The organism is Rhodoferax sp. GW822-FHT02D07, assembly GCF_058802405.1.
In genome coordinates, this window is sequence record NZ_JBXAOD010000007.1 from 136994 (window position 1) to 148890 (window position 11897).

An 11897-nucleotide genomic window follows, 5' to 3' on the forward strand; every position below is an offset into this window, starting at 1 on the left:
AAATTCAAGATCGAACTATAGAGTTTGATCCTGGCTCAGATTGAACGCTGGCGGCATGCCTTACACATGCAAGTCGAACGGCAGCACGGGAGCAATCCTGGTGGCGAGTGGCGAACGGGTGAGTAATATATCGGAACGTGCCCAGTCGTGGGGGATAACGCAGCGAAAGCTGTGCTAATACCGCATACGATCTATGGATGAAAGCGGGGGATCGCAAGACCTCGCGCGATTGGAGCGGCCGATATCAGATTAGCTAGTTGGTGAGGTAAAGGCTCACCAAGGCGACGATCTGTAGCTGGTCTGAGAGGACGACCAGCCACACTGGAACTGAGACACGGTCCAGACTCCTACGGGAGGCAGCAGTGGGGAATTTTGGACAATGGGCGCAAGCCTGATCCAGCAATGCCGCGTGCAGGATGAAGGCCTTCGGGTTGTAAACTGCTTTTGTACGGAACGAAACGGTGAGCTCTAATACAGTTTGCTAATGACGGTACCGTAAGAATAAGCACCGGCTAACTACGTGCCAGCAGCCGCGGTAATACGTAGGGTGCGAGCGTTAATCGGAATTACTGGGCGTAAAGCGTGCGCAGGCGGTTATGTAAGACAGATGTGAAATCCCCGGGCTCAACCTGGGACCTGCATTTGTGACTGCATAGCTAGAGTACGGTAGAGGGGGATGGAATTCCGCGTGTAGCAGTGAAATGCGTAGATATGCGGAGGAACACCGATGGCGAAGGCAATCCCCTGGACCTGTACTGACGCTCATGCACGAAAGCGTGGGGAGCAAACAGGATTAGATACCCTGGTAGTCCACGCCCTAAACGATGTCAACTGGTTGTTGGGTCTTCACTGACTCAGTAACGAAGCTAACGCGTGAAGTTGACCGCCTGGGGAGTACGGCCGCAAGGTTGAAACTCAAAGGAATTGACGGGGACCCGCACAAGCGGTGGATGATGTGGTTTAATTCGATGCAACGCGAAAAACCTTACCCACCTTTGACATGTACGGAATTCGCCAGAGATGGCTTAGTGCTCGAAAGAGAGCCGTAACACAGGTGCTGCATGGCTGTCGTCAGCTCGTGTCGTGAGATGTTGGGTTAAGTCCCGCAACGAGCGCAACCCTTGTCATTAGTTGCTACATTCAGTTGAGCACTCTAATGAGACTGCCGGTGACAAACCGGAGGAAGGTGGGGATGACGTCAAGTCCTCATGGCCCTTATAGGTGGGGCTACACACGTCATACAATGGCTGGTACAGAGGGTTGCCAACCCGCGAGGGGGAGCTAATCCCATAAAGCCAGTCGTAGTCCGGATCGCAGTCTGCAACTCGACTGCGTGAAGTCGGAATCGCTAGTAATCGCGGATCAGAATGTCGCGGTGAATACGTTCCCGGGTCTTGTACACACCGCCCGTCACACCATGGGAGCGGGTTCTGCCAGAAGTAGTTAGCCTAACCGTAAGGAGGGCGATTACCACGGCAGGGTTCGTGACTGGGGTGAAGTCGTAACAAGGTAGCCGTATCGGAAGGTGCGGCTGGATCACCTCCTTTCTGGAAAACTGCAGCTTAATTTGAACGCTCACACTTATCGGTTGTTGGAAGGTTGTCGCTAACGATCAGGCTTGCTTGGTCAAAAGTGACCGGCTTGGGTCTGTAGCTCAGTTGGTTAGAGCACCGTCTTGATAAGGCGGGGGTCGTTGGTTCGAGACCAACCAGACCCACCATCCCGTCCAATAGCAATTGGCCTTGGGGGATTAGCTCAGCTGGGAGAGCACCTGCTTTGCAAGCAGGGGGTCGTCGGTTCGATCCCGTCATCCTCCACCATTCAACGATACTTATTAGTCAACACCAAAGCTGCTTCAAATTCTTCGGAATGCAGAGGCTGCTTTGTTGTTGATCAGGATCTCTTGATCAATCGGCTGTTCTTTAACAATTTATAGAGTTTAATCAGCGTTGCTAACAATCAAAGCTGTTTAAGGAAAGCGCACATTCGTAAAGGTTTAGTGCGTACCGTGCCTTAAGCAGTGGTTAGCAACATATTTGATTGCGTCAAAATGAATATCAAACTTCACGTTTGAATTCGAGTTATTCAAGTTAAATTGAATACGGCATAACGCGCTAGGTGAAAGACCTGGCAATATTCCTTGAAGATGACCGAGGGGTTTCGCAAGAAACGTCAAAGTTATAGGGTCAAGTGAATAAGAGCATGTGGTGGATGCCTTGGCAATGATAGGCGACGAAGGACGTGATAGCCTGCGATAAGCTTCGGGGAGCTGGCAAATTAGCTTTGATCCGGAGATTTCCGAATGGGGAAACCCACCCTTAGGGGTATCGCATACTGAATACATAGGTATGCGAGGCGAACCGGGTGAACTGAAACATCTCAGTAGCTCGAGGAAAAGACATCAACCGAGATTCCGAAAGTAGTGGCGAGCGAAATCGGAGAAGCCTGCAAGTAATAGCACAAGACATAACGGAACAGCCTGGAAATGCTGGCCATAGCGGGTGATAGCCCCGTACGTGAAATGACCTGTGTGGTACTGAGCTTGCGAAAAGTAGGGCGGGACACGAGAAATCCTGTCTGAATATGGGGGGACCATCCTCCAAGGCTAAATACTCATCATTGACCGATAGTGAACTAGTACCGTGAGGGAAAGGCGAAAAGAACCCCGGGAGGGGAGTGAAATAGATCCTGAAACCGCATGCTTACAAAAAGTAGGAGCCCGCAAGGGTGACTGCGTACCTTTTGTATAATGGGTCAGCGACTTACATTCAGTGGCAAGGTTAACCGAATAGGGAAGCCGTAGAGAAATCGAGTCCGAATAGGGCGTCTAGTCGCTGGGTGTAGACCCGAAACCAAGTGATCTATCCATGGCCAGGATGAAGGTGCCGTAACAGGTACTGGAGGTCCGAACCGACTAGTGTTGCAAAACTAGCGGATGAGCTGTGGATAGGGGTGAAAGGCTAAACAAACTTGGAAATAGCTGGTTCTCTCCGAAAACTATTTAGGTAGTGCCTCAAGTATTACCTGCGGGGGTAGAGCACTGTTTTGGCTAGGGGGTCATGGCGACTTACCAAACCAATGCAAACTCCGAATACCGCAGAGTACAGCTTGGGAGACAGAGCACCGGGTGCTAACGTCCGGACTCAAGAGGGAAACAACCCAGACCGCCAGCTAAGGTCCCTAAAATTGGCTAAGTGGGAAACGAAGTGGGAAGGCTAAAACAGTCAGGATGTTGGCTTAGAAGCAGCCATCATTTAAAGAAAGCGTAATAGCTCACTGATCGAGTCGTCCTGCGCGGAAGATGTAACGGGGCTAAGCCAGTTACCGAAGCTGCGGATTTGCAATTTATTGCAAGTGGTAGGAGAGCGTTCTGTAAGCCTGTGAAGGTGCGTTGTAAAGCGTGCTGGAGGTATCAGAAGTGCGAATGCTGACATGAGTAGCGTTAAAGGGGGTGAAAAGCCCCCTCGCCGTAAGCGCAAGGTTTTCTACGCAACGTTCATCGGCGTAGAGTGAGTCGGCCCCTAAGGCGAGGCAGAGATGCGTAGCTGATGGGAAACAGGTCAATATTCCTGTACCGATGTGTAGTGCGATGTGGGGACGGAGAAGGTTAACTCAGCCAACTGTTGGACATGTTGGTTCAAGCTTGTAGTCGTGCCTGGTAGGCAAATCCGCCGGGCTTAGATGAGGAGTGATAACGAGGCAGCTTGCTGCCGAAGTGAGTGATACCCTGCTTCCAGGAAAAGCCACTAAGCTTCAGCTACACACGACCGTACCGCAAACCGACACTGGTGCGCGAGATGAGTATTCTAAGGCGCTTGAGAGAACTCGGGAGAAGGAACTCGGCAAATTGACACCGTAACTTCGGAAGAAGGTGTGCCTTTAGTAGGTGAAGTCCCTCGCGGATGGAGCCCAATGAGGTTGCAAAAAATCGGTGGCTGCGACTGTTTATTAAAAACACAGCACTCTGCAAACACGAAAGTGGACGTATAGGGTGTGACGCCTGCCCGGTGCTGGAAGATTAAATGATGGGGTGCAAGCTCTTGATTGAAGTCCCAGTAAACGGCGGCCGTAACTATAACGGTCCTAAGGTAGCGAAATTCCTTGTCGGGTAAGTTCCGACCTGCACGAATGGCGTAACGATGGCCACACTGTCTCCTCCCGAGACTCAGCGAAGTTGAAATGTTTGTGATGATGCAATCTCCCCGCGGAAAGACGGAAAGACCCCATGAACCTTTACTGTAGCTTTGTATTGGACTTTGAACAGATCTGTGTAGGATAGGTGGGAGGCTTTGAAGTAGGGTCGCTAGATCTTATGGAGCCAACGTTGAAATACCACCCTGGTGTGTTTGAGGTTCTAACCTAGGTCCATTATCTGGATCGGGGACAGTGCATGGTAGGCAGTTTGACTGGGGCGGTCTCCTCCCAAAGCGTAACGGAGGAGTTCGAAGGTACGCTAGTTACGGTCGGACATCGTGACGATAGTGCAATGGCATAAGCGTGCTTAACTGCGAGACTGACAAGTCGAGCAGATGCGAAAGCAGGACATAGTGATCCGGTGGTTCTGTATGGAAGGGCCATCGCTCAACGGATAAAAGGTACTCTGGGGATAACAGGCTGATACCGCCCAAGAGTTCATATCGACGGCGGTGTTTGGCACCTCGATGTCGGCTCATCTCATCCTGGGGCTGTAGCCGGTCCCAAGGGTATGGCTGTTCGCCATTTAAAGAGGTACGTGAGCTGGGTTTAAAACGTCGTGAGACAGTTTGGTCCCTATCTTCCGTGGGCGCTGCAGATTTGAGGAAGCCTGCTCCTAGTACGAGAGGACCGGAGTGGACACACCTCTGGTGTATCGGTTGTCACGCCAGTGGCATTGCCGAGTAGCTAAGTGTGGAAGAGATAACCGCTGAAAGCATCTAAGCGGGAAACTCGTTTCAAGATGAGATCTGCCGGGGCCTTGAGCCCCCTAAAGAGTCGTTCAAGACCAGGACGTTGATAGGTCAGGTGTGGAAGCGCAGTAATGCGTTAAGCTAACTGATACTAATTGCTCGTGCGGCTTGACCCTATAACTTTGATCGTCAGATCAAGGAAGTTATGCCAAGTTGACGCATTCAAATAGCCCCCAGCAATGGGCGGTCGTCGTAACAGACAAGCTGATTAGCTCTATAAATTGGTCACCTTGACCCAGTCAAGGTGACAACAAGTTATGCCTGACGATCATAGCGACTTGGTACCACTCCTTCCCATCCCGAACAGGACAGTGAAACGAGTCAGCGCCGATGATAGTGCGGATCCCCGTGTGAAAGTAGGTCATCGTCAGGCTATTACAAGTGAAGACACCCCGTCATTCGGCGGGGTGTTTTTTTTAGAGCTGCGAGCAACTCTAAAAAAAGCAAAATTCTTTTGTTTGATTTGACGATGCACTAAAAAGTGTGTCATAATTCAAGGCTTCGCTGATCGCAGCAAGGCAGGCGAAACAAGGTAAAAATTGTTTCGGATCATTAAAAATTTACAGCCGATAAGCGTGGGCGTTTGAAGGTAGTTGCCAAGTTCTTTGGAACTAAGTCGCAAGACTTTAAACGCTCATGAATTAAAAAGATGTGATGTTTTTGTCAAAGAAAATATTCACGTCGATTCCAATTTATGAGTTGCTCGAAAGAGCGAAAAATTCAAGATCGAACTATAGAGTTTGATCCTGGCTCAGATTGAACGCTGGCGGCATGCCTTACACATGCAAGTCGAACGGCAGCACGGGAGCAATCCTGGTGGCGAGTGGCGAACGGGTGAGTAATATATCGGAACGTGCCCAGTCGTGGGGGATAACGCAGCGAAAGCTGTGCTAATACCGCATACGATCTATGGATGAAAGCGGGGGATCGCAAGACCTCGCGCGATTGGAGCGGCCGATATCAGATTAGCTAGTTGGTGAGGTAAAGGCTCACCAAGGCGACGATCTGTAGCTGGTCTGAGAGGACGACCAGCCACACTGGAACTGAGACACGGTCCAGACTCCTACGGGAGGCAGCAGTGGGGAATTTTGGACAATGGGCGCAAGCCTGATCCAGCAATGCCGCGTGCAGGATGAAGGCCTTCGGGTTGTAAACTGCTTTTGTACGGAACGAAACGGTGAGCTCTAATACAGTTTGCTAATGACGGTACCGTAAGAATAAGCACCGGCTAACTACGTGCCAGCAGCCGCGGTAATACGTAGGGTGCGAGCGTTAATCGGAATTACTGGGCGTAAAGCGTGCGCAGGCGGTTATGTAAGACAGATGTGAAATCCCCGGGCTCAACCTGGGACCTGCATTTGTGACTGCATAGCTAGAGTACGGTAGAGGGGGATGGAATTCCGCGTGTAGCAGTGAAATGCGTAGATATGCGGAGGAACACCGATGGCGAAGGCAATCCCCTGGACCTGTACTGACGCTCATGCACGAAAGCGTGGGGAGCAAACAGGATTAGATACCCTGGTAGTCCACGCCCTAAACGATGTCAACTGGTTGTTGGGTCTTCACTGACTCAGTAACGAAGCTAACGCGTGAAGTTGACCGCCTGGGGAGTACGGCCGCAAGGTTGAAACTCAAAGGAATTGACGGGGACCCGCACAAGCGGTGGATGATGTGGTTTAATTCGATGCAACGCGAAAAACCTTACCCACCTTTGACATGTACGGAATTCGCCAGAGATGGCTTAGTGCTCGAAAGAGAGCCGTAACACAGGTGCTGCATGGCTGTCGTCAGCTCGTGTCGTGAGATGTTGGGTTAAGTCCCGCAACGAGCGCAACCCTTGTCATTAGTTGCTACATTCAGTTGAGCACTCTAATGAGACTGCCGGTGACAAACCGGAGGAAGGTGGGGATGACGTCAAGTCCTCATGGCCCTTATAGGTGGGGCTACACACGTCATACAATGGCTGGTACAGAGGGTTGCCAACCCGCGAGGGGGAGCTAATCCCATAAAGCCAGTCGTAGTCCGGATCGCAGTCTGCAACTCGACTGCGTGAAGTCGGAATCGCTAGTAATCGCGGATCAGAATGTCGCGGTGAATACGTTCCCGGGTCTTGTACACACCGCCCGTCACACCATGGGAGCGGGTTCTGCCAGAAGTAGTTAGCCTAACCGTAAGGAGGGCGATTACCACGGCAGGGTTCGTGACTGGGGTGAAGTCGTAACAAGGTAGCCGTATCGGAAGGTGCGGCTGGATCACCTCCTTTCTGGAAAACTGCAGCTTAATTTGAACGCTCACACTTATCGGTTGTTGGAAGGTTGTCGCTAACGATCAGGCTTGCTTGGTCAAAAGTGACCGGCTTGGGTCTGTAGCTCAGTTGGTTAGAGCACCGTCTTGATAAGGCGGGGGTCGTTGGTTCGAGACCAACCAGACCCACCATCCCGTCCAATAGCAATTGGCCTTGGGGGATTAGCTCAGCTGGGAGAGCACCTGCTTTGCAAGCAGGGGGTCGTCGGTTCGATCCCGTCATCCTCCACCATTCAACGATACTTATTAGTCAACACCAAAGCTGCTTCAAATTCTTCGGAATGCAGAGGCTGCTTTGTTGTTGATCAGGATCTCTTGATCAATCGGCTGTTCTTTAACAATTTATAGAGTTTAATCAGCGTTGCTAACAATCAAAGCTGTTTAAGGAAAGCGCACATTCGTAAAGGTTTAGTGCGTACCGTGCCTTAAGCAGTGGTTAGCAACATATTTGATTGCGTCAAAATGAATATCAAACTTCACGTTTGAATTCGAGTTATTCAAGTTAAATTGAATACGGCATAACGCGCTAGGTGAAAGACCTGGCAATATTCCTTGAAGATGACCGAGGGGTTTCGCAAGAAACGTCAAAGTTATAGGGTCAAGTGAATAAGAGCATGTGGTGGATGCCTTGGCAATGATAGGCGACGAAGGACGTGATAGCCTGCGATAAGCTTCGGGGAGCTGGCAAATTAGCTTTGATCCGGAGATTTCCGAATGGGGAAACCCACCCTTAGGGGTATCGCATACTGAATACATAGGTATGCGAGGCGAACCGGGTGAACTGAAACATCTCAGTAGCTCGAGGAAAAGACATCAACCGAGATTCCGAAAGTAGTGGCGAGCGAAATCGGAGAAGCCTGCAAGTAATAGCACAAGACATAACGGAACAGCCTGGAAATGCTGGCCATAGCGGGTGATAGCCCCGTACGTGAAATGACCTGTGTGGTACTGAGCTTGCGAAAAGTAGGGCGGGACACGAGAAATCCTGTCTGAATATGGGGGGACCATCCTCCAAGGCTAAATACTCATCATTGACCGATAGTGAACTAGTACCGTGAGGGAAAGGCGAAAAGAACCCCGGGAGGGGAGTGAAATAGATCCTGAAACCGCATGCTTACAAAAAGTAGGAGCCCGCAAGGGTGACTGCGTACCTTTTGTATAATGGGTCAGCGACTTACATTCAGTGGCAAGGTTAACCGAATAGGGAAGCCGTAGAGAAATCGAGTCCGAATAGGGCGTCTAGTCGCTGGGTGTAGACCCGAAACCAAGTGATCTATCCATGGCCAGGATGAAGGTGCCGTAACAGGTACTGGAGGTCCGAACCGACTAGTGTTGCAAAACTAGCGGATGAGCTGTGGATAGGGGTGAAAGGCTAAACAAACTTGGAAATAGCTGGTTCTCTCCGAAAACTATTTAGGTAGTGCCTCAAGTATTACCTGCGGGGGTAGAGCACTGTTTTGGCTAGGGGGTCATGGCGACTTACCAAACCAATGCAAACTCCGAATACCGCAGAGTACAGCTTGGGAGACAGAGCACCGGGTGCTAACGTCCGGACTCAAGAGGGAAACAACCCAGACCGCCAGCTAAGGTCCCTAAAATTGGCTAAGTGGGAAACGAAGTGGGAAGGCTAAAACAGTCAGGATGTTGGCTTAGAAGCAGCCATCATTTAAAGAAAGCGTAATAGCTCACTGATCGAGTCGTCCTGCGCGGAAGATGTAACGGGGCTAAGCCAGTTACCGAAGCTGCGGATTTGCAATTTATTGCAAGTGGTAGGAGAGCGTTCTGTAAGCCTGTGAAGGTGCGTTGTAAAGCGTGCTGGAGGTATCAGAAGTGCGAATGCTGACATGAGTAGCGTTAAAGGGGGTGAAAAGCCCCCTCGCCGTAAGCGCAAGGTTTTCTACGCAACGTTCATCGGCGTAGAGTGAGTCGGCCCCTAAGGCGAGGCAGAGATGCGTAGCTGATGGGAAACAGGTCAATATTCCTGTACCGATGTGTAGTGCGATGTGGGGACGGAGAAGGTTAACTCAGCCAACTGTTGGACATGTTGGTTCAAGCTTGTAGTCGTGCCTGGTAGGCAAATCCGCCGGGCTTAGATGAGGAGTGATAACGAGGCAGCTTGCTGCCGAAGTGAGTGATACCCTGCTTCCAGGAAAAGCCACTAAGCTTCAGCTACACACGACCGTACCGCAAACCGACACTGGTGCGCGAGATGAGTATTCTAAGGCGCTTGAGAGAACTCGGGAGAAGGAACTCGGCAAATTGACACCGTAACTTCGGAAGAAGGTGTGCCTTTAGTAGGTGAAGTCCCTCGCGGATGGAGCCCAATGAGGTTGCAAAAAATCGGTGGCTGCGACTGTTTATTAAAAACACAGCACTCTGCAAACACGAAAGTGGACGTATAGGGTGTGACGCCTGCCCGGTGCTGGAAGATTAAATGATGGGGTGCAAGCTCTTGATTGAAGTCCCAGTAAACGGCGGCCGTAACTATAACGGTCCTAAGGTAGCGAAATTCCTTGTCGGGTAAGTTCCGACCTGCACGAATGGCGTAACGATGGCCACACTGTCTCCTCCCGAGACTCAGCGAAGTTGAAATGTTTGTGATGATGCAATCTCCCCGCGGAAAGACGGAAAGACCCCATGAACCTTTACTGTAGCTTTGTATTGGACTTTGAACAGATCTGTGTAGGATAGGTGGGAGGCTTTGAAGTAGGGTCGCTAGATCTTATGGAGCCAACGTTGAAATACCACCCTGGTGTGTTTGAGGTTCTAACCTAGGTCCATTATCTGGATCGGGGACAGTGCATGGTAGGCAGTTTGACTGGGGCGGTCTCCTCCCAAAGCGTAACGGAGGAGTTCGAAGGTACGCTAGTTACGGTCGGACATCGTGACGATAGTGCAATGGCATAAGCGTGCTTAACTGCGAGACTGACAAGTCGAGCAGATGCGAAAGCAGGACATAGTGATCCGGTGGTTCTGTATGGAAGGGCCATCGCTCAACGGATAAAAGGTACTCTGGGGATAACAGGCTGATACCGCCCAAGAGTTCATATCGACGGCGGTGTTTGGCACCTCGATGTCGGCTCGTCTCGTCCTGGGGCTGTAGCCGGTCCCAAGGGTATGGCTGTTCGCCATTTAAAGAGGTACGTGAGCTGGGTTTAAAACGTCGTGAGACAGTTTGGTCCCTATCTTCCGTGGGCGCTGCAGATTTGAGGAAGCCTGCTCCTAGTACGAGAGGACCGGAGTGGACACACCTCTGGTGTATCGGTTGTCACGCCAGTGGCATTGCCGAGTAGCTAAGTGTGGAAGAGATAACCGCTGAAAGCATCTAAGCGGGAAACTCGTTTCAAGATGAGATCTGCCGGGGCCTTGAGCCCCCTAAAGAGTCGTTCAAGACCAGGACGTTGATAGGTCAGGTGTGGAAGCGCAGTAATGCGTTAAGCTAACTGATACTAATTGCTCGTGCGGCTTGACCCTATAACTTTGATCGTCAGATCAAGGAAGTTATGCCAAGTTGACGCATTCAAATAGCCCCCAGCAATGGGCGGTCGTCGTAACAGACAAGCTGATTAGCTCTATAAATTGGTCACCTTGACCCAGTCAAGGTGACAACAAGTTATGCCTGACGATCATAGCGACTTGGTACCACTCCTTCCCATCCCGAACAGGACAGTGAAACGAGTCAGCGCCGATGATAGTGCGGATCCCCGTGTGAAAGTAGGTCATCGTCAGGCTATTACAGCCGGAAAGCCCCACCTGTTTAGGTGGGGCTTTTTTATTTTCGAAACGCAAATTTCTGAGGCCGATACATTGGGCTTGAATGATGAGCGTTTCAGGATCTGAGGGACATGCAGCGCTTTAGCGCCGTCTCAGCCTCTTCGAATGCCGCAGTAAATAAGGTTTCAATCCACATGCCCTCGCGCTGCTGAATGCGTGCAAGAAACTCCGGCGTTGCTTTGCTCCCCATGCTGGCAAAAGTGTCAAAGCCGGCCTCCAGGAAGACCTGCAGTGCGCCGAGGCCGGCGGCCTTTGCAGGTCCTCGCATCAGGCGCAGACTCATGCGGAGACCTTTTGTGCGTGTCAGCCGCTCGAGGTCCCGCCCCATGGCCAGAACGGCGGCCAGCTGTTGCTTGCGTTGGGCAGGAGCCCCAACTTTCCGCCATGCATTGAGATATTGGGCGCAAGACAGGGCTTGATCAGGGCCGTTCGCCTGGGATACGTTTCGGCATCGGTGTGCCATTTCGAGATCGAGGGACTCGGTCATGGCGTGCAATTGGGCCAGCGCAGTGGCGGTTTCTACAACCTGGATGGGAAAGAAGGTCTGCAGCGCCCCGGCGATGCGCGCGAATTGCGCGTCTCTTTCAGAGAAATCCCGCTCTCCATAGAGCTCCTCCAGGAAGAAGCGCGTTGGTGCGGCGAACACATCGGACTCCAGCAAGTCCCGGTAAGTACCAGCGAAGCGGCGTGCCTGGAACTGTTTGATGGCCAGCAAGCTTTGCCGGATCGCTGGCGACGCGTTGATCTGGGCGCGCAAAGCGCTGACATGGGACAGGGATTGGCGTATGGTTTGGGCGGCGTCCATGGCTGGAGGGCAAAGTGCAAGCAGACACCATACACGGGGTCGCGCGGCCAATTCACCACAGTGCTCAC

Annotated in this window: 1 protein-coding gene, 4 tRNA genes and 6 rRNA genes; 10 read left to right on the forward strand and 1 reads right to left on the reverse strand. The window is 51.5% G+C overall.

Annotated features, from left to right (window positions below; translation table 11 throughout):
- The first annotated feature begins 12 nt into the window (after positions 1 to 12).
- From AC1RNN_RS15985 to rrf (AC1RNN_RS16030), 10 genes are all read left to right on the forward strand, one after another.
- A 16S ribosomal RNA gene (locus tag AC1RNN_RS15985) occupies positions 13 to 1547 on the forward strand.
- A 96-nt stretch (positions 1548 to 1643) separates the two neighbouring features.
- Positions 1644 to 1720, forward strand: a tRNA-Ile gene (locus AC1RNN_RS15990).
- Between the two features lie 24 nt (positions 1721 to 1744).
- Positions 1745 to 1820, forward strand: a tRNA-Ala gene (locus tag AC1RNN_RS15995).
- Between the two features lie 364 nt (positions 1821 to 2184).
- A 23S ribosomal RNA gene (locus AC1RNN_RS16000) occupies positions 2185 to 5062 on the forward strand.
- Between the two features lie 144 nt (positions 5063 to 5206).
- A 5S ribosomal RNA gene (rrf, locus tag AC1RNN_RS16005) occupies positions 5207 to 5319 on the forward strand.
- A gap of 355 nt (positions 5320 to 5674) precedes the next feature.
- Positions 5675 to 7209, forward strand: a 16S ribosomal RNA gene (locus AC1RNN_RS16010).
- Positions 7210 to 7305: 96 nt separating this feature from the next.
- A tRNA-Ile gene (locus tag AC1RNN_RS16015) sits at positions 7306 to 7382 on the forward strand.
- 24 nt (positions 7383 to 7406) lie between these two features.
- Positions 7407 to 7482: transfer RNA gene (locus tag AC1RNN_RS16020), tRNA-Ala, on the forward strand.
- A gap of 364 nt (positions 7483 to 7846) precedes the next feature.
- Positions 7847 to 10724 (forward strand): 23S ribosomal RNA (locus AC1RNN_RS16025).
- A gap of 144 nt (positions 10725 to 10868) precedes the next feature.
- Positions 10869 to 10981 (forward strand): 5S ribosomal RNA (gene rrf / locus AC1RNN_RS16030).
- The 16S, 23S and 5S rRNA genes sit together here with 4 tRNA genes alongside, the layout of an rRNA operon.
- A gap of 98 nt (positions 10982 to 11079) precedes the next feature.
- Here the strand turns inward: rrf (AC1RNN_RS16030) and AC1RNN_RS16035 are convergent.
- The gene (locus AC1RNN_RS16035; RefSeq protein WP_493090150.1) at positions 11080 to 11829 is read right to left on the reverse strand and encodes an FFLEELY motif protein; all 750 of its coding nucleotides are present in this window, start codon (positions 11827 to 11829) and stop codon (positions 11080 to 11082) included.
- Positions 11830 to 11897 lie beyond the last annotated feature (68 nt).